Genomic DNA, 18,850 nt, shown 5'->3' with positions numbered 1-18,850 from the left:
CAATGTGGTTAGAGCACCACTTTCACCATGGGGTGAGCAGTCAGTGTGCGATAAATATCATCCAGCTGTGGTTTGGAGGTGACATAGACCAAGCAAGTGAGGCTAATGTACTTGCCGCCCACGCTGCCACGCATCTCAATTAAATGTGCGCCAAAATCGGGAATATGTTGCTGAATGGCTTCTGTAATAGCCGTAGTAAAATCCGGGTGCGTTTCTCCCATCACTTTGATGGGAAAGTCACACGGAAACTCAATCAGTGTTTCTTGCTGGGATGGGTCAATATCGGCCATATTATTGCCACATCAGTTTGATGCTGTCCAATATACGGCTAAAGAAACCGCCGCTCTCTACTGCTTTTGACGCAATCAGTGCGCGTTCAGTCAGTTTCTTGCCATCTAATGTGAATGTGATTTTACCGACCACTTGGTTGGCTTTGACCGGTGCAATCAATGGTTGTTGACTGGTCATGCTGGCTTTTACGCGGGCATAGTCACCTTTGGGTAATGAGAAGTAGACATCTTGTGCAACAGTCGCATTCACTAACTTTTCATTGCCTTTCCATACGCGCAAGGCATTAATCGGCTGACCTTGTCTGTAAACGAGCGTGCTTTCAAAAAACTGAAATCCATAATTGAGTAATTTTTGGCTTTCAATCGCACGCGATGCTTCGGACACTGCCCCCAACACCACAGAAATTAAACGCGAATCGCTGCGCTTAGATGAGGCGATTAGGCAATACCCAGCGGATTCGGTATGACCAGTTTTCATGCCATCCACGTTGGCATCTAGCCACAATAAGCGGTTACGGTTAGGCTGCGTGATTTTGTTATAAGTATATTCTTTCATCGAATACAAGCGTTTGTAGTCCAAAGGAAAATCGCGAATCAGCGCACTGGCCAACAAGGATAAATCATACGCAGTGGTGTAGTGTTGCGCGTCTGGCAGACCGGTTGCATTCATATAATGCGTATTTTTCATGCCTAATTTTGCAGCTTTTTTATTCATCAGGTCGGCAAACTGTTCTTCAGAGCCGGCAATGCCTTCTGCCAACGTAATCGACGCGTCATTGCCAGACTGAATAATCAGGCCATGTAGTAATTCATCAACCGCCACAGGTTTGTTAGGCTCAATGAACATCTTGGAGCCTTCGACTTTCCATGCTTTTTCACTCACAGGCAGCGTCTGGTCTAATTTTAAGTATCTATTTTGAATCGCCTCAAACGCAAGATAAGCCGTCATGATTTTAGTCAGCGATGCGGGTTCAACACGCTCATTTTCTTTATAGCCAGCGACGATGCTGCCACTGTTAAAGTCCTTCAGAATGTAGGCATTCACAGCCAAGTTTGGTGGCGGTGTGACTTCCGCATGACTGCTAGCGGCAATCAAACAGCCGAATGTAAAAAGTAAAGATTGGGTCAGTGTGCGCATCATATGGTTGGGTCGTTATTGTGTGTGAATAATACTGTTGATATTGAGTCGTTGCTTGATGTCCGCCGCAATTTGGCTGGCTTTACTTCTTGACGGGTAAGGGCCTAATTTTAAGCGGTATAGTTGACTATTATACACGTGGTTAATGTCCTTGCTGCTGGCGATGCCTAGGTTTTGGATTTTTTGCCTAAGCGCATTGGCATTGGCCTCTAGCTTAAACGCACCTACCTGTACAAAGAACGGAGTGGTGATGTTTTGCACAGTCTCGCTGCTACTATTGGCTGGGTTTGCAGTTGTTTCTACCGGTTTGGGTACAGGCGTAGCGTTTTTATTTTGCGCGGCATAGCTGGCAGCATTGACGGCTTCAATTTCCACATGCGCACTACCGCGATCCAAGATACGTAATTTATATGCAGCGGCATAGGATAAATCGATGATACGGCTATGCTTAAACGGCCCACGATCGTTCACCCGTACGATGACGGTGCGGCCATTCTTGGGGTTGGTGACTTTGACATAGCTAGGCAAAGGTAGTGTGGGATGTGCCGCTGTCATGGCGTACATATTATATGTTTCACCATTAGATGTTTTGCGCCCGTGAAAGCGTTTGCCATACCAAGAGGCAATGCCGGCTTGCTTGAACGGCGCATAACTCTTCATCGGCACGTAAGTCTCGCCCAGTGCTTGATAGGGGCGCATGGCCGCAGGATTAATCGGTTCCTCTTTGGGTGTTGCGTCCGGAATGTCGTCTAAGTTGCTTGGCGGATTGGCCTCTGGGCCGTCATCCATATAGTAACCCCCAGGGGTATCGACTTCTGCAGGTGGTGTACTAGGTGCTTTGGTGGGAGGCTGACCAGTTGAGTTATCCGGCTGTTCTGCAGGTGGGCTGGGCGGTGCTGGGCGTGTCGTCTGTTGGCCACCGCAAGCAGAAAGCAAGAGTGTGACTACTACGATGTAAAAAAAATGATTCATTGTACCGCCTGTTTAAAATACGCTAGCTATTAGAAATACTTAGCTGTTAAAAATGTCTAGCCATTAACGTTTATCCGGTCGCGACCAGTTTTTTATGCGTTTGTATACTCATCAGCAAGCCAAAGCTTAGGCCGAGTGTGAGCATGGAGGTTCCGCCGTAACTAATGAGCGGTAATGGTACGCCTACCACCGGTAAAATTCCGCTGACCATGCCCATATTGACAAAGCAGTAAGTGAAAAAGGTCATCGCAATGCTCCCAGCCAGTAGTCGTGAGAATGTATTTTTGGCTTGTGATGCAATGTAGAAGCCACGTGCAATGATAATGGCAAACAATGCTAAAAGCATCACATTGCCAATCATGCCAAACTCCTCACCAAACACGGCAAAAATAAAGTCAGTCGTGCGCTCCGGCAAAAAGTCTAATTGCGTTTGTGTGCCATTTAACCAGCCTTTGCCAGTGAGGCCGCCAGAGCCAATGGCAATAGTCGATTGAATAATATGATAGCCGGAGCCAAGCGGGTCTTGTGTTGGATCAATGAGAATTTCAATTCTACGGCGCTGATAATCGTGTAGTAAAGACCAGAACACTGGGCTGAGCGCACCAATAAGCGCGATACCGCCGAGTATAAAGCGCCAACTTAGGCCTGCTAAAAAGATCACATAAAATCCGGAGGCGGCCACCAACATGGCCGTGCCTAAATCTGGCTGTTTGACGATAAATAGTACCGGTAAGGCAAGAATGGCGCCTGCGATTAAGAAGTCTGCTACGGTCAGATTGGATTCTCGTTTAGAGAAATACCATGCCAACATAATGGGAACGGCGAGTTTTAGTAGTTCAGAAGGTTGGATTTTAGTGATGCCGATATTTAGCCAGCGTCTGGCGCCGTGGCTGATATCACCAAATAAGGCCACCGCCAGCAATAGCAGGACGCCAATCACATAGGCGGGCACGGCAATACGTTCTATGTGTTGTGGCTGAAGATTCGCAACGGCCCACATCACCGCTAATGCCACGGACATATTAATCAGCTGCGCGCTGACTCTGCTAAATTGCTGGCCCGATGCGCTATACAGCACCAATAAACCTACCAGCATGGCAAATAAAATACAGGCCAGCAATACGGAATCAATGTGCTTAAAGAAACTGGTGATAAATTTGCTAATCATACTGTTCTTCTTCCAAAAGCGTTTCCGGCATGGTTGCGCCATCTGGGCGTGTAGTGGCAGTGCTTGGTTGTTTGGCTACGGCTGGCGCTTCCTCAATAGGTTCTTTTCCCAGCAGAAAATAGTCCATCACCTTGCGCGCTATTGGGCCTGCAGCGGAACCGCCATGCCCACCATTCTCTACAATCACTGCGATGGCAATCTTAGGTGCCTCGGCCGGTGCGTAGGCAATAAACAAGGCGTGGTCACGGTGGCGCTCATTGATGCTATGTTCGTTGTATTTTTCGTTTTGCTTAATGCCAATCACTTGTGCCGTGCCGGTTTTTGCAGCAATGTTATAGCCAGCATTGGCGCCTACCACCACCGCCGTTCCCCCGGGCAGAGTGACATCCACCATGCCTGCTTTCACAATGTCTAGGTTCTGTGGTTTCAACTCTATTTTATCCAGCACCGTATGTGGGATAGGTGTCATCACATGGGTGGTTGCGTTGACAACGGCATTGACCATGTGTGGACGGATGGCGGTACCTTGATTGGCCAACGTGGCAGTTGCGTAGGCGAGCTGCATTGGGGTCACCAAAGTATAGCCTTGTCCAATGCCCACAATCACTGTTTCGCCCATGTACCATGGCTGTTTAAAACGCTTTTTCTTCCACTCCGGCGTAGGCATTAAGCCGGAGACTTCTCCGTGAATGTCGATACCGGTTTTTTGACCGAACCCAAAGTGTTTGACAAATTCTGCTAAGCGTTCGATGCCCAACTCCATGGCTAAACCATAAAAAAAAGTATCACATGAGATGGTAATGGCTTTGCGCATATCCACACTGCCGTGGCCGCTGGGTTTCCAATCGCGATAGCGGTGTCGGCTGTTGGGCAAAGTGAAATAGCCGCTGTCCTGAATGCTAAAGGGGGGCTCGCGTTTGCCAGCCTCTAAGCCAGCCAAGGCCACAAAGGGTTTAAAGGTGGAACCGGGTGGGTAAATGCCTTTGAGTGCGCGGTTAATCAGTGGTTTGTCTAGCGAGTTATTGAGCAGGTTCCAATTCTCGTAATCAATGCCATCCACAAATAAATTGGGGTCAAATGTTGGCATGCTGACAAAGCCTAATACTTCGCCGGTGTTTGGCTGAATGGCCACCATAGCACCTCTGCGCTCACCAAAGGCTTTCTCTGCAATCGCTTGCAACTTGGCATCTATAGATAGCACAATGTTATTGCCAGAAGTAGGTGCGGCACTTGAAAGTACACGCACAGCTTTGCCATCGGCGTCAATTTCCACCTGCTGGAATCCGGTAATGCCGTGCAACTCGCTTTCATAGGCTTGTTCCACGCCGCCCTTGCCCACGTGGTCGGTACCTTTGTAATTAGAAATGGCATTGCTGTCTTTAAGCTGTTTCAAATCACGCTCATTAATGCGGCTAATATAGCCAATGGCGTGTGTGCCGAGTTTGCCTTGCGGATAATGACGATATAGGCGCGACTTAAGTTCTACACCAGGAAAGCGGTAGCGGTTAACCGCAAATTTTGCTGCTTCAATTTCATTCAGATGGGTACGAATCGGGATGCTCTCAAACGAGTGGCTTTGCGCTTTGAGCTTCTTAAAACGCTTCAGGTCCACTGGGCTGATTTCCACCAGTTGTGCCAAGTCACCAATCGTGGTGTCAAGGTCGGTGATTTTTGAGGGGGTCATTTCCAGCGTGTATACAAAAAAATTGTGTGCAAGCACTACGCCGTTGCGGTCCAGAATCAATCCGCGGTTAGGTGAAATCGGCACGATCGAGATGCGATTACTTTCTGCCAGTGTATGGTAGTAATCGTAACGGTTGATTTGTAGATAATAAAAACGTAAGCCCAGCGCGCAAAACGCCAACAATGCTAATGCGCCAGCAATCAATAACCTAACACGGAAATTATGCTGTTCATTTTGGTGATTTTTAAGTTCTGCGCTATATGCCATGCCAATAGATTGCCTAATGTCTGGGTCGGGTAGGCGCACCAAACATCAATACCATAAACTGCCATAGGATGATGCTAGTGAGAACTGGCCAGAAATAGGAAAGCCCAGGATTTTCATTGTCGGCAAATAGCTTAAGGATTAACACCAGCGTACGCTCAACAAACAGCAACGCAAATAGGTAGACCGATAGTTGCCAACGGTTAAACAACACTAATCGACGTTGATACAACAGTGCCAAGAAGGCGGTAAAGGCAAAGGCGAGTGCGTGCTGCCCAAGTAAGCTGCCGGTAGATAAATCCACAATTAACCCTGCAAACCAAGCAACCCCCACATTGCATAAATGGGGTGCACGCACCACCCAGTACAGCGTAATCACCAGCAAAAAGTCTGGGCGCAGAATCACGCCTTGGCCAGACCATGGGTAGAGCTGGAAGGTGAGTGCCACAATCAGCGTCAGTAACACGGTGGTGAGATTAGCGGGACGCATGCGGCTTCTCTTTGCGGGGTTTGGCTGGCGGTATAGAAGTAGTTGCGGTAGCTGGCGGCGCGGCTGCATCGCCAACACTTGCCGGAGCTGCCTCTATATGTTCCGCCGGAGTTGGCATGCTCAAAATCAGCAACTGTAAGTGATTGTTCACGCCAGCAATCGGCGTGCTAATGATTTTTGCAAAAGGAGAGTCCGGGCTTTGGCGCACCTCGGTGACTTTGGCCACGGCCAAGCCGGCCGGATACACGCCATCAATTCCAGAAGTCACCAGCTTGTCACCCACTTTAATGTCTACGCTCGTGGGCAAAAACGGCAAGTCAATGGTATTGCTTTTCCCCTCACCAAAAGCAATCGCACGTAATTGATTGCGCTCTACTTGAATGGGAATGGATAGATTTTTATCGGTAATCAGTGTGACTTCTGCGCTAAACGGAAACACGCGGGTGACTTGCCCGACCACGCCTTGCGCGTCTACCACGGCCTGACCTGCTTCTACCGTGTGCTGGCTGCCGCGGTTGATCACCACAACATTGCTAAATGGATCGCGTCCCATGTGCAGAATTTCACCCAAAATGGCTTTGGGAATCATGGGCGCATTGCCTTTTAGTAGCGTTTTAAGGTGCGCATTTTCAAGCTCAATCGTGGCCAGTCGCTGCAGCATGACATTGTGTTCCACCGCTTGCTGCTTGAGCGCTTGATTTTCAATCAGCAGTCGGCTGTGCGCGGTAAAGTACTGGCGGATATTGAGCCCCCACTCACTGGGAGCGTTGGCTACCATTTCCAGCGGATGCAAGGCAGCAATAAAGGTTTGACGAAACTGGCTAAGGTAATCGAGACGCGAATCCACAGCCATCAAGACAATCGACAGCGCACAGAAAAACATGATGCGTGAAAACGGGCTGGGGCCACGGACAAAAAACGCTGGGGATTCTTGTGGCTCTAGTTTCTGGTGTACGCCCTTAAGCATGCCAATTTATGAATGAATAATGATCAACAAAGGCTGACTAACGATTACTCGTTAGCAAACACGTTACCCAGTTTATCCATTTCCTCAAGCGCGCGACCACAGCCACGTGCTACACAGGTGAGCGGATCTTCCGCCACAATCACTGGCAATCCTGTTTCTTCCATCAATAAACGATCCAAGTCCCGCAGCAATGCGCCGCCGCCAGTGAGTACCATGCCTTTTTCGGCAATGTCCGCGCCCAATTCAGGTGGCGTTTGCTCTAGTGCAGATTTCACAGCGCCCACAATTGAGTTCAATGGCTCGGTCAGCGCTTCTAAAATCTCGTTGCTGGAAATTGTAAATTTACGCGGTAAACCTTCTGCCAAATTGCGGCCGGTGACTTCCATTTCCAGTACTTCGGAGCCAGGGAATGCAGAGCCGATTTTTTTCTTGATGGCCTCGGCGGTAGGCTCAGAGATTTGCATGCCGTAATTGCGGCGGATGTAATCGATAATGGCTTGGTCAAACTTGTCACCACCTACGCGCTCGGATTTAGCGTAGACGATACCGCCTAAAGAAATCACGCCCACTTCTGTGGTACCACCACCAATATCCACCACCATCGAGCCGGTGGCTTCTGCAACTGGCATATCAGCACCAATTGCAGCGGCCATTGGCTCTTCAATCAAGAATACTTGTTTAGCACCGGCGCGCTCTGCAGACTCTTTAATCGCACGGCGTTCAACTTGGGTAGAGCCTACCGGGACGCAGATGATGATGCGTGGGCTAGGCGAAAACCAGCGAGATTCGTGTACTTTACGGATAAAAAACTTAAGCATTTGCTCGGTGATGGTGAAGTCGGCAATCACGCCGTCTTTCATCGGGCGAATAGCTTGAATGTTGGCAGGCGCACGACCCAACATGCCTTTGGCATCGGAACCTACGGCCAGCAGCACTTTTTTGCCATTGGGACCGCCCTCTAATCGAATCGCTACAACGGATGGCTCGTCTAATACGATTCCCTTGCCACGTGCGTAAATCAGCGTATTGGCGGTGCCTAAGTCAATGGCTAAATCATTAGAAAAGTAACTGTTTATTGAACCGAACATGTTTTATCCCGATATTGACGAATGATGACCCACGATTTTATCGATTTGCTTTTAAAAGCGTGGATTGAAATCAAGGTATAATAGCTTAAATCACATCTAAATTTAAGATGTTATTACAGATTGTTACAAACAAACGACAGAAAATTGTATGGCACTCAATATAGAAGATATCCATCGAATTGCGTACTTGGCGCGTATTGAAATTAACGAACAAGAAGCCGCCTCCACTCTCACTAAGCTCTCTGGCATTCTGGGGCTCATCGAGCAAATGCAAGCGGTGAACACAGAAGGCATCTTGCCCATGTCGCATTCACAAGACCTTGCACAACGCTTGCGTGAAGACGTAGTCACGCAGACCAATCAGCGCGAAGTATTTCAAGCCATTGCACCCATGACCGAGCATGGTTTGTATCTGGTACCTAAAGTCATCGAATAACGAATTCAGACAAGTTTATGATTAATAGTAGCCTAAAAACACTTAGCCAGATGTTGGCAAGTAAACAGATCTCCAGCGTGGAGCTGACGCAAACATTTCTGACGCGTATTCAGCAGCACAATCCGGCCATTAATGCATACATTGCGTTGGATACAGACAAAACGCTTGCGCAAGCACGTGCCGCCGATGCTAGGATTGCGGCCGGAAATGCAGAGGCGCTGACGGGCATCCCATTCGCACAAAAAGATATTTTCTGTGCGAAAGGCTGGAAAACCACTTGTGGTTCAAAAATGTTGGCCAATTTTGTGGCGCCCTATGATGCCCATGTGATTAGCCAATTTGATGCAGCGGGTGCAGTCAATTTGGGCAAAACCAATATGGATGAATTCGCCATGGGTTCCTCTAATGAAACCAGTTACTTTGGCGGCGTTAAAAATCCTTGGGATTTTGACCGTGTGCCAGGAGGCAGCTCCGGTGGCTCTGCAGCGGCAGTGGCAGCACGTTTATGTGCAGCCGCCACAGGTACCGATACAGGTGGCTCCATTCGCCAGCCTGCCAGTTTGTGTGGGTTTACAGGGTTGAAGCCAACCTATGGCTTGGTGTCACGTTACGGCATGATCGCTTTTGCATCCAGCTTGGATCAGGCTGGCCCTATGGCAAAATCGGCAGAAGACTGTGCGTTGATGATGAACGTGATGGCGGGCTTTGATGAACGTGATTCGACCAGTTTAAATCGCCCGAAAGAAGACTACACACGTGGGTTAGCCAATATGATGGGTGCGCAGCCATTGAAAGGTCTACGTGTTGGCTTGCCTAAAGAGTACTTTGCAGATGGCTTGGATGCAGATGTGGCTAAAGTAGTGCAAGCAGCCATCGCCGAATACCGCAAATTGGGTGCCGAAATCGTAGATATTTCACTACCCAACAGCCAGTTATCGATTCCGGTTTACTATGTGTTGGCGCCGGCGGAAGCCAGTTCCAACCTTTCTCGTTACGATGGCGTGCGTTACGGTCACCGTGCTGCAGAATACGACGATTTGCTGGATATGTACATGAAGAGCCGTGCTGAAGGCTTTGGCGCCGAAGTCAAACGCCGTATTTTGATTGGTACCTATGTGTTAAGCGCGGGTTATTACGATGCGTATTACCTCAAAGCACAGCAAATTCGCCGCTTGATTGCACAAGACTTTACCGAAGCCTTTAAGCAATGTGATGTCATCATGGGGCCAACGGCACCTTCTACTGCGTTTAAGGCGGGTGAGAAAGCGGATGACCCAGTGGCGATGTACTTACAAGATGTCTACACCATTGCCACCAACTTGGCTGGACTGCCAGGCATGAGTATTCCAGCCGGCTTTGCGCCAAGTACTGATGGCAAAGCGTTGCCAGTGGGGTTGCAATTGGTGGGTAATTACTTTGATGAGGCGCGCATGTTGGATGTGGCGCATGCATATCAACAAGTCACAGATTGGCATCTGCAAATGCCGGAAAGTTTGAAATAGTATGGAATGGGAAGTCGTGATTGGGTTAGAGACCCACACTCAATTAAAAACAAATACTAAAATTTTCAGTGGTGCCTCCACCACCTATGGGGCAGAGCCTAATACACAAGCATGCGAGGTGAGCATTGCTTTACCAGGCGTGCTGCCAGTATTAAACAAAGAAGCCGTAGAGTGCGCGATTAAATTTGGCCTGGCCGTGGATGCGGACATTGCACCACGCTCAGTATTTGCACGTAAAAACTATTTTTATCCAGATTTACCTAAGGGCTATCAAATTAGCCAGTACGAATTGCCGGTAGTTGGCAAAGGCAAGCTAACGATACAAGTGCCCGCAGGCAAGCATGGCGAGGCTTACGAAAAAACCATTCACATTACCCGTGCGCATTTGGAAGAAGATGCCGGTAAATCAGTGCATGGCGCCGTAGAAGGCATGTCTGGCATTGATTTAAACCGTGCTGGTACACCCTTGCTAGAAATTGTGACCGAGCCAGATATGCGTAGTGCGGCTGAAGCAGTGGCCTATGCTAAAAAGCTGCATGAGCTGGTACAGTGGATTGGAATTTGTGATGGCAACATGCAGGAAGGTAGCTTCCGCTGTGATGTGAACGTGTCCGTGCGCCCCAAAGGCACAGAGAAGCTAGGCACGCGCCGTGAGATTAAAAACCTCAACTCATTTAAGTTTATGCAGCAAGCCATTGAGTACGAAACACAATGGCAAATTGATACATTAGAAGACGGTGGAAAAATTCAACAAGCCACCGTCTTGTTTAACCCAGACACAGGTGAAACACGCGCGATGCGCTCTAAAGAAGAAGCGAATGACTATCGCTACTTCCCAGACCCAGACTTGTTACCGCTCGTGGTGAGCGAGGAAGACAAGGCGCGTGTAAGAACGCATATGCCTGAATTACCTGAGGCGATGAAAGCAAGGTTTGAAGCGGCGCATGGCTTAAGCAGTTATGATGCGGCTACCTTAACGGCCAGCCGAGGCACTGCCGATTATTTTACAGCCGTGGTACAGGCAGGCGCAGAAGCCAAACCCGCAGCCAACTGGGTAATGGGCGCTTTGTCCGCTAAATTAAACGCGGAAGAAAAAGTGATTGCAGATTCACCCGTTTCAGCGGCGCAATTGGCACAGTTATTAAAGCGTATTCAAGACAATACCATTTCTAACAATGCGGCCAAGCAGGTGTTTGAGGCGTTATGGGCTGGTGAAGGTGATGTGGACACGATTATTGCTGCAAAAGGCTTAAAACAAGAGTCTGATGCTGGTGCGATTGAAGCCATTATCGATGAAGTGTTAAATGCAAACCCTGCAATGGTAGAAGAGTTTAAAGCGGGCAAAGAAAAAGCATTTAATGCCCTGGTCGGGCAAGCCATGAAAGCCTCTAAAGGCAAGGCTAATCCTGCGCAAGTAAACGAAATCTTGAAGAAAAAGCTGGGTTAATGATTTCGAGACAGGCATTTCAATCATGCGGTGATTGGGAAGCCTTGGCAAAGCTTGTGGATTAAGGCGCTGCTTTGGCCGCGTTTCGGATATTGCTTAACGTATAGCCTTGCGCTTTTAATTCCAAATAGCGCTGTTTGTCGTTGTCGTAGCGTTTACGTATATTGTCGATGTCATGTTGCTTGGTAACGATTAACTTGTCTGTATCAGCAATATCTGTCTGGTATTTTTGATTGTCTTCTACTAATTGTGGCGGTATCGGGCGTTTGCGTTTGGTCAAATCTGCCATTTTAGTGGCATTTTTTTGCTGCTGATCTTTTAAGTTGGTACGTTTCTGACCAAGACTTTCGAGCGCCGACTTATCAATTCTAGTATTGCGGTCGCAGGCGATATCAATTTCTTCAGCCGAGTTATAAGAAGCCAATAAGGCTGAATCGCGTCTATTCTGTTCTGAGGAGACTTTCTCGGCCTCATGTTGTGTGGCTGTTTGCTCAACACGTTTAACCGCCATGCCGGATTTGTTAAGCTCGCTAGTTTTGTTGGTGCTATCTGGTAGCGGTACTTGATCGCCATAATGGGTAACACCATGTTTGTCCACCCACTTCACAATGCGTTTGCCTTCGGCTTGTACACCAGCGCTGAAACAAAGCATTGCGATACAGCATAAAATGGTTTTAATCATGTGGTATCAATGTGTTAAACACAGTATTGTTGTCGGTATAGGTCGACTTTATGCAAGTACTGTGCCAAATCATGGCTGTTCTCAATGTATTTAAGTAGATCTGACAGCTTGGCAATGCTGGAAACGGGGATGCGGTTGTTCATTTCTACTTCTTGTACTGCAGAGAGTTCGGTCAGTCCTTTTTCTTGGCGATCCAGCGCAATACTCACGCCACATGGGGTAGCTTGCTGCTGCACAATAAGGTCGACGGATTCTCGAATAGAAGTGCCAGCAGAAATCACATCATCGATAATTAATACTCGGCCTTGCACCGGTGCACCGACCAAAGTGCCGCCTTCGCCATGGTCTTTGGCCTCTTTGCGGTTATAGGCGTACGGGTAGTTTTTGCCTTCGCGCGCAAATGCAATGCTAATGGCCGCAACAAGTGGAATGCCTTTGTAAGCGGGGCCAAATAACATATCGAATTGAATGCCAGAGGCTTGAATGCTCTTTGCATAAAACTCACCCAGCTTTAATAAACTCTCGCCGTCGTTAAACAGCCCGGCATTAAAGAAATATGGGCTTAAACGGCCTGCTTTGGTTTTAAATTCACCAAATCTTAATACCTGTTTTTTAACAGAAAACGCGATAAACTCTTGGCTTAGGTCACTCATTGGAATCGATAAGAAAGTATAGATAATGCGCATTATAACGTTGAATTTAAATGGAATCCGCTCTGCGGCAAATAAAGGCTTTTACACATGGTTGCAGCAAGTGCAGCCAGATATTATTTGTATGCAAGAGGTAAAAGCCCAAGCTGCGGATATGACATTGGAGATGCTAACGCCGAGCGGGTATCACGGTTATTTTCACTATGCCGAAAAGAAAGGGTATAGCGGAGTTGGCATTTACAGCAAGCAGAAAGCGGATGTGGTGATAGAAGGTTTAGCTGGCGCGCATTTGGGAGAAATCGCCCATGAGGTGGCCGATATTGATGCGGAAGGCCGCTACTTGGAGTGCCGTTTTGGTCACTTATGTGTCATTTCTTTGTACCTGCCAAGTGGGTCTAGTGGCGAAGAGCGGCAGCAATTCAAGTTCAGTGTAATGGCACGCTTCATGCTTCATTTAGAAAAGCTCATCAGTCAGGGCTATGAAGTCGTCATTTGCGGTGACTGGAATATTGCACACCAAGAAATTGATTTAAAAAATTACAAGGGCAACAGGAAAAATTCCGGATTTTTACCGGAAGAGCGCGCTTGGATGACCGATTTATTCAATCGCGTGGGATGGGTAGATGTGTATCGCAGGCTACATCCAGACACAACGGATGCGTGTTATACCTGGTGGAGTAATCGCGGCCAGGCTTGGGCAAAAAATGTGGGTTGGCGTATTGATTATCAAATTGCAACGCCAGCATTTGCGGCCAAGGCAACACAAGCTAGTATTTATAAAACAGAGCGATTCAGCGATCACGCGCCACTCATCATTGACTACCTAGATTAGGTTACCGAGACTAGCTTGATGCTAGCGGTAGAAAGGGTTGCGATGTTGGAATTTTTATTGAAAGCATTGGCGATTTTCATCATGTTGACATTGTCACCGTTTGCACTTGGCATAGCCAATGCAGAAGGCAATGCGCTGATTGATGTGACACATCGTATTAGCGCAGCATATTCAGATGTCGATATGCGCATGGGGCTGGTTACACAGAAAAATGCGCAGGCGTGTGTAGAGGACGAATGTGTTGCACGACAGCAGTTTGACGAACGTGTTGTCACATTAGGTGAGCGTTTGGCCTTGGCTGCCTATACCGTGTATCCGGATTTGAAAAAGCGTATTCCTGCATTTCAGTTTAAGGTAATAGATAAAGTGGCTGCTGCCACTACGTCTACTGCTAACGGACGTGTGGTGGTTTTTCGCGGCTTGCAACAGCTGACATTAAGTGATGAGGCATTAAGCTATGTGTTGGCACGTGAAATGGGGCATGTGATTGGCCGGCACCACACACATAATATTGCAACCAAACTCATGATTACAGCCATTGCCAGTATTGTGTTTCCAGCGTTGGCCATTGTCAGCGCTTCATCCACTGCAGCACAAGCATCTACAGCAACCTCCGCTGTGACGAGCGCAGCTTCTTCTGTGACCAGTTTTGTGGGCTCAGAGGTCGCGCTTAAAAAAGCAAAGCCAAATCAATTAGCTGAATCGGATCGTATTGCGCTGAATCTGATGTTGTATCAGGGCTATGACATGCAAATGGTGTTAGATGGATTGCCGAGTGCCGATACAGCCACTACCGCATGGCTAAAGGATTTGCAGTCCAGCACGACAAGCCTAGCAACATTTATGGATACGCAGGTCATCGACCTCGCGCAAGCGCCTATCTAAAGTTTTTCTCTCTGGCTTCCTTATTTTTGTAAGGAAGCCTCTTCCCTCGCGACTAAGTCAGGTAATCATCTAGATGGTTACTTTCTGTTTGGCGCATATTGACGCACATGACTCTCGAGAGGAATAAAAATGACTATTGAAACATCAAAAATGAGCAAAGGTACCATGTTGGCACTAGGGGCTGCAGCATTGATTTTGGCAGGCTGCGCCAGTGGCGGTGCAAAAACTGCTGGTAATTCGGCAACGGTTGCTTGTGTGGGCGTAAACTCATGCAAAGGTACTAGTGCTTGCAAAACTGCTGGTAACGAATGCAAAGGGCACAACGCATGTAAAACTGCAAAAAATGCATGTAAAGGCCAAGGGTCATGTGCAAATCCAGCCAATGCATGTAAAGGCCAAAATGATTGTGCCGGCCATGGACATTTGGCTTTAACTGGCGCTGAGTGTGATGCTAAAGGTGGACATGCTGTTTAGTGATGGTTTTTAATACTTAGGTTAATACTTAGGTTGTGTAATGCAAAGTAAAGTAGAAAGTGTATGGGTTATATATGCTTTCTACTTGCTTCACTCAAAAATACCCATCAATGACATCACGCCATGAGGTAAAAATGACAGATAACGCTAGTTTTTTAGGGTTCGGTTTGGGCCTGCGTACAGAGCACTACCATGAGATTTTAGAAAACAAGCCTAAAGTCGATTGGTTTGAGGCGCTTTCTGAAAACTATATGGTGCCTGGCGGTAAACCGCTCTATTTTCTAGATCGGATTCGTGCCGATTACCCGATGGTCATGCATGGTGTGTCGTTGTCCATTGGTTCGACAGCTCCTGTGAACCTGGATTACTTAAAAGAATTAAAGCAATTAGCCGACCGCATACAACCCGCTTGGATTTCCGATCACCTATGCTGGACCGGCATACATGGGCAAAACATGCATGATTTATTGCCCATGCCCTATACCGAAGAAGCCGCTAAGCATGTGGCAGAGCGCGTAAAAATTGTACAAGATTATTTAGGGCGTCAAATTCTGTTGGAGAATGTCTCTAGCTATGCCAGCTATGTGGATTCCACCATGACTGAGTGGGAATTTATTCAGCAAGTATCTGACGCAGCAGATTGTTTGCTGTTATTAGACGTGAATAATATTTATGTCAGCAGTTTTAATCATCAGTTTGATGCAAAAGCCTTTATTGATGGCGTGCCCAAGCAGCGCGTACGTCAGATCCATTTGGCGGGGCATCACAATCATGGTGATTATATTATTGATACACATGATGCACCGGTGATAGACCCGGTATGGGATTTGTATGCCCACGCCATACAGCGGTTTGGCGCAGTGTCGACCATGATCGAGCGCGATGATGATATTCCTGCGCTGGGTGTATTGGTAGAAGAACTGGACATTGCAAGGCAGTTAGCTGCCAAACATACACAAGATTTTTCACAGCGAAATGCGGCTTAAACCATGAGACAGTTAGCACAGTTACAGCAACATTTTCAGCGCTATTTGATGGACGATAGCCAGGCGGTGGATAGTCATGCGTTGGATAACAACTGGATTGTGGATGATACAAAAGTTGGCGCAACAAAACGCTTGGGCATATATCACAATGCCTACCGCATGCGCATTATTGAAGCGTTGGCAAGCCCGTATGGTGGACTAAAAAAGTTACTAGGTCCGGTTCAATTTCAAGCCATCGCGCTAGGGTATTTGAATCGTTATCCATCCACTTACCCCAATCTACGCTGGTATGGCAGCAAGATGGCGGACTACTTGCAGACGGTGTTGCCTCACAATCTTGTAGCGACAGAAATGGCGACATTTGAGTGGGCACTTGCTGCCGCGTTTGATGCGCCTGATGTCACGGTCGTGACACTGCAAGACTTGGCTGAGATTCCACCTGCACAATGGGGCGAGTTAACATTTGTATTTCAACCGGGCTTGCAACTTTTGGCTTTACAAACTAACGCTGTGCCCACTTGGAAAGCATTGAATGACGATGAGGCGCCTCCTCAACCTGATGACCAACAGCATCTACATTGGCTGATTTGGCGTCAGCAAATGGATGCGAATTTTCGCTCGCTGGATAACACTGAAGCAACATTATTGGCACAAGCTTGCGACGGCCTAAGCTTTGGTGCGTTATGTGAGAAGCTATTTGAGACCGTGGGCGAAGATGCCACATTACAAGCGGCGCAGTATTTGGCCGGCTGGTTAGAGACGGAAATGATTGCCGACATTCATCGGTAAAATCTGTCTAGCTTAACTACAAAACTTCAACGACAAACTTTGTAGAATTTCGCCGGTTTGATTGTCTTGTACAAATATCACGGCGCCAGCATTTCGTTCTTTCCAAGGATGGCTTAAGTTAAACTGTTTACTGAACGCGTTGAGCGCATGCATAGGGTATGCACCAAATAACTCACGTACCACGTAATCATGGTGGAGTTCACTGCCATTGTTTTCACCAGCATTCACTTTGCTCACCAATTTATTTTCATATAAAGCCACAAATACATCGGCATGCTTGGCCAACTTGCTATCAGGGATCGTTGCTGATGCCTTGAGTGTAATCTCACCGTTGCCTAACTGCACTGCGTCTAACTGTAATTGTGCGGACGAACGTGTCATTTTGGATTGTTCGGTGAGTTTGCGTAACCGGCCACTTTCCCAACCTCTGAGGTCTTTGCCATTTAGCACAAACTGCGGCGTGTAGACAAAGCCCGCAGCATTAAAAGCAGCGGTCTTGCGTTGACGGTTGCTGTACTCTGCTTTGGAAAAGCGGTCTTGCCAGCCAATGTAGTTCCAATAATCGACATGAAACGCCAATGGCGTCACTTTAGTAATGTCTGTATCTAAGTGGCTGAGCCATTTGTCGGCTGGTGGGCAGCTGCTGCAGCCTTCAGACGTATATAGCTCCAGTAGTGGCACTATGTTTTCGCCGCTTTTGGCGGTACATTCAGCTGCATAGGTTTGTGCAATGCTGGAAAATAACAATGGAAGTACAAGGCTAAAAGCTTGAATTTGGCGCATGGCGATTCTCCTGACTATGTGATGCATTAGTCGGAGAAGTGACGCTGTGCTTACAACGGTTGTTCGTTTTCTTTGATGCTATTCCAAGGGGCGATTTTGTACAGCAGTAGCATGCCCGGAATCGCCAGTAAAAAACAGGTAATAAAGAAGTGAAACCAACCCATGCGCTCTACCATAAAGCCCGTACCTGCATTGGCCACAGTGCGTGGTACGGCGGCTAGGCTGGTGAATAATGCAAACTGAGTGGCGGTATAGAGCGGATGCGTGGTTTGCGCAATATAAGCCACAAATGCGGCGGTGCCCAAGCCCACGCCAAATGCTTCAAAACCAATCACTAATGCCAATATCAGCACATCGTGTCCGGCAACCGCCAGCCAGGCAAAGCCCAAAATCGCCACCATTTGTACCAACCCAAACAGCCACAGTGCGCGGTTAATACCCAGTTGTATCATCCAGAGTCCGCCCAAAATGCCCCCAGCTACACTTGCCCAAAGCCCCGCGTTTTTAGCAACGAGACCAATCTCGGTTTTACTAAACCCCATGTCTAAATAAAACGGCGTTGCCAGCGCAGTGGCCATGCTATCGCCCAGTTTATACAGGAAAATAAACGCCAAAATAGTCAGTGCAGTGCGGATACCATTCCGTGAGATAAATTCATGAAACGGCTCCACCACAGCTTGTTTGAGCGTTTTAGGCGCACCAGCTTTAAGTAGAGGCTCTTTCACTAACAGCGTCATGGCAAGCCCGGGCAACATAAACAGTGCGGTGATGACAAACACGCTGTGCCAAGGTAGGTGATCTGCCAAAATCAAAGAAACAGAACCCGGAATCAAGCCCGCGATTTTGTATGCATTGACATGGATGACATTGCCTAAGCCCAGCTCAATATCCGGCAATATCTCACGGCGGTAAGCATCTAATACAATGTCTTGGCTGGCGCTAAAAAACGCTACCACTGCTGCTAAATAGGCCACAGTCCAAATATCTAATTGCGCATGCAAATAGCCAAATGCTGGGATGCTGAATAAAAGCGCCAATTGTGTGATGAGTAGCCAGCCACGCCTGCGCCCCAATGGTGGTGAGTAACGGTCAAATAATGGTGCCCAGATAAATTTCCACGTAAACGGCAAGCTGATGAGCGAGAATAAGCCTATCGCTTTCAGGTCTACGCCTTCGGAACGTAGCCATGCTGGTAACAGGCTAATTAAAATATACAGCGGCAGGCCAGAGCTAAAGCCAGTGAACACGCATATCAGCATGCGCTTATTAAAGATGATTTCTTTAAAGTTTCGGGGAGAGGTCATGCATCCTGCTTTGAAAGGA

At 47.8% G+C, this 18,850-nt stretch carries 20 protein-coding genes; 8 read left to right on the top strand and 12 right to left on the bottom strand.

The window, feature by feature from the left end; genetic code table 11:
• Positions 1 to 8 precede the first annotated feature (8 nt).
• From A3Q3_RS0108540 to A3Q3_RS0108505, 8 genes are all read right to left on the bottom strand, one after another.
• Entirely contained in the window at positions 9 to 290 is a 282-nt protein-coding gene (locus tag A3Q3_RS0108540) for a YbeD family protein (RefSeq protein ID WP_020183173.1), read from the bottom strand.
• Position 291: 1 nt separating this feature from the next.
• Complete coding sequence (locus tag A3Q3_RS0108535) at positions 292 to 1,431, bottom strand: serine hydrolase (RefSeq protein ID WP_020183172.1); 1,140 nt, start codon at positions 1,429 to 1,431, stop codon at positions 292 to 294.
• Between the two features lie 12 nt (positions 1,432 to 1,443).
• Positions 1,444 to 2,400: a septal ring lytic transglycosylase RlpA family protein gene (locus A3Q3_RS0108530; protein WP_020183171.1), complete on the bottom strand. Its 957-nt coding sequence runs from the start codon at positions 2,398 to 2,400 to the stop codon at positions 1,444 to 1,446.
• 70 nt (positions 2,401 to 2,470) lie between these two features.
• A complete protein-coding gene (rodA, locus tag A3Q3_RS0108525) occupies positions 2,471 to 3,568 on the bottom strand; it encodes a rod shape-determining protein RodA (RefSeq protein ID WP_020183170.1) in 1,098 nt (365 codons plus the stop codon).
• Positions 3,561 to 5,519, bottom strand: a complete 1,959-nt coding sequence (gene mrdA, locus A3Q3_RS0108520; RefSeq protein WP_020183169.1) for a penicillin-binding protein 2 — start codon at positions 5,517 to 5,519, stop codon at positions 3,561 to 3,563. The genes rodA and mrdA overlap by 8 nt, the downstream gene beginning before the upstream one ends.
• Positions 5,520 to 5,532: 13 nt before the next feature.
• Positions 5,533 to 6,006 (bottom strand): rod shape-determining protein MreD, encoded by a 474-nt coding sequence (gene mreD, locus A3Q3_RS0108515; protein ID WP_020183168.1) that lies wholly within the window; start codon positions 6,004 to 6,006, stop codon positions 5,533 to 5,535.
• Positions 5,993 to 6,973: a rod shape-determining protein MreC gene (gene mreC / locus A3Q3_RS0108510; RefSeq protein ID WP_020183167.1), complete on the bottom strand. Its 981-nt coding sequence runs from the start codon at positions 6,971 to 6,973 to the stop codon at positions 5,993 to 5,995. Before mreC ends, mreD begins: the two co-directional genes overlap by 14 nt.
• Positions 6,974 to 7,017: 44 nt before the next feature.
• On the bottom strand, positions 7,018 to 8,061 hold the full coding sequence (locus tag A3Q3_RS0108505) for a rod shape-determining protein (protein ID WP_020183166.1): 1,044 nt from the start codon (positions 8,059 to 8,061) through the stop codon (positions 7,018 to 7,020).
• Between the two features lie 148 nt (positions 8,062 to 8,209).
• On the opposite strand from A3Q3_RS0108505, the gene gatC reads away from it, so the two are divergent.
• From gatC to gatB, 3 genes are read left to right on the top strand one after another with little or no spacing between them, the layout of a single operon-like run.
• Positions 8,210 to 8,497 carry an Asp-tRNA(Asn)/Glu-tRNA(Gln) amidotransferase subunit GatC gene (gene gatC, locus A3Q3_RS0108500; RefSeq protein ID WP_020183165.1) on the top strand — a complete coding sequence of 96 codons (288 nt, stop codon included), beginning with the start codon at positions 8,210 to 8,212 and terminating at the stop codon, positions 8,495 to 8,497.
• 17 nt (positions 8,498 to 8,514) lie between these two features.
• Complete coding sequence (gatA, locus tag A3Q3_RS0108495) at positions 8,515 to 9,999, top strand: Asp-tRNA(Asn)/Glu-tRNA(Gln) amidotransferase subunit GatA (RefSeq protein WP_026361840.1); 1,485 nt, start codon at positions 8,515 to 8,517, stop codon at positions 9,997 to 9,999.
• Between the two features lies 1 nt (position 10,000).
• Entirely contained in the window at positions 10,001 to 11,446 is a 1,446-nt protein-coding gene (gene gatB / locus A3Q3_RS0108490; RefSeq protein WP_020183163.1) for an Asp-tRNA(Asn)/Glu-tRNA(Gln) amidotransferase subunit GatB, read from the top strand.
• A 61-nt stretch (positions 11,447 to 11,507) separates the two neighbouring features.
• On the opposite strand, the gene A3Q3_RS0108485 is transcribed toward gatB, so the two are convergent.
• Positions 11,508 to 12,098, bottom strand: a complete 591-nt coding sequence (locus A3Q3_RS0108485; RefSeq protein WP_157355084.1) for a DUF4124 domain-containing protein — start codon at positions 12,096 to 12,098, stop codon at positions 11,508 to 11,510.
• Positions 12,099 to 12,142: 44 nt separating this feature from the next.
• A complete protein-coding gene (gene pyrE, locus A3Q3_RS0108480; protein WP_033424952.1) occupies positions 12,143 to 12,814 on the bottom strand; it encodes an orotate phosphoribosyltransferase in 672 nt (223 codons plus the stop codon).
• Here pyrE and A3Q3_RS0108475 point away from each other — a divergent pair.
• The 5 genes from A3Q3_RS0108475 to A3Q3_RS0108455 all read left to right on the top strand — a co-directional run bounded on the left by A3Q3_RS0108475 (position 12,807) and on the right by A3Q3_RS0108455 (position 16,744).
• A complete protein-coding gene (locus tag A3Q3_RS0108475; RefSeq protein WP_020183160.1) occupies positions 12,807 to 13,610 on the top strand; it encodes an exodeoxyribonuclease III in 804 nt (267 codons plus the stop codon). The two genes, pyrE and A3Q3_RS0108475, sit on opposite strands and share 8 nt — an antisense overlap.
• A gap of 42 nt (positions 13,611 to 13,652) precedes the next feature.
• Positions 13,653 to 14,495 (top strand): M48 family metalloprotease, encoded by an 843-nt coding sequence (locus tag A3Q3_RS0108470; protein ID WP_020183159.1) that lies wholly within the window; start codon positions 13,653 to 13,655, stop codon positions 14,493 to 14,495.
• A 129-nt stretch (positions 14,496 to 14,624) separates the two neighbouring features.
• On the top strand, positions 14,625 to 14,969 hold the full coding sequence (locus A3Q3_RS0108465; protein WP_020183158.1) for a hypothetical protein: 345 nt from the start codon (positions 14,625 to 14,627) through the stop codon (positions 14,967 to 14,969).
• Between the two features lie 134 nt (positions 14,970 to 15,103).
• The gene (locus A3Q3_RS0108460) at positions 15,104 to 15,955 is read left to right on the top strand and encodes a DUF692 domain-containing protein (protein WP_020183157.1); all 852 of its coding nucleotides are present in this window, start codon (positions 15,104 to 15,106) and stop codon (positions 15,953 to 15,955) included.
• Positions 15,956 to 15,958: 3 nt separating this feature from the next.
• Positions 15,959 to 16,744 (top strand): DNA-binding domain-containing protein, encoded by a 786-nt coding sequence (locus A3Q3_RS0108455; protein WP_020183156.1) that lies wholly within the window; start codon positions 15,959 to 15,961, stop codon positions 16,742 to 16,744.
• Positions 16,745 to 16,756: 12 nt separating this feature from the next.
• Here A3Q3_RS0108455 and A3Q3_RS0108450 read toward each other — a convergent pair whose 3' ends face one another.
• A complete protein-coding gene (locus tag A3Q3_RS0108450) occupies positions 16,757 to 17,527 on the bottom strand; it encodes a thioredoxin family protein (RefSeq protein ID WP_020183155.1) in 771 nt (256 codons plus the stop codon).
• A 50-nt stretch (positions 17,528 to 17,577) separates the two neighbouring features.
• Positions 17,578 to 18,831: an AmpG family muropeptide MFS transporter gene (locus A3Q3_RS0108445; protein WP_020183154.1), complete on the bottom strand. Its 1,254-nt coding sequence runs from the start codon at positions 18,829 to 18,831 to the stop codon at positions 17,578 to 17,580.
• Between the last annotated feature and the right edge of the window lie 19 nt (positions 18,832 to 18,850).

Source organism: Methylotenera sp. 1P/1 (assembly GCF_000384355.1).
Classification (GTDB): Bacteria; Pseudomonadota; Gammaproteobacteria; order Burkholderiales; family Methylophilaceae; genus Methylophilus.
The sequence above is the reverse complement of the archived record's forward strand: the minus strand, read 5'-3'. Positions and strand labels throughout refer to the sequence as shown.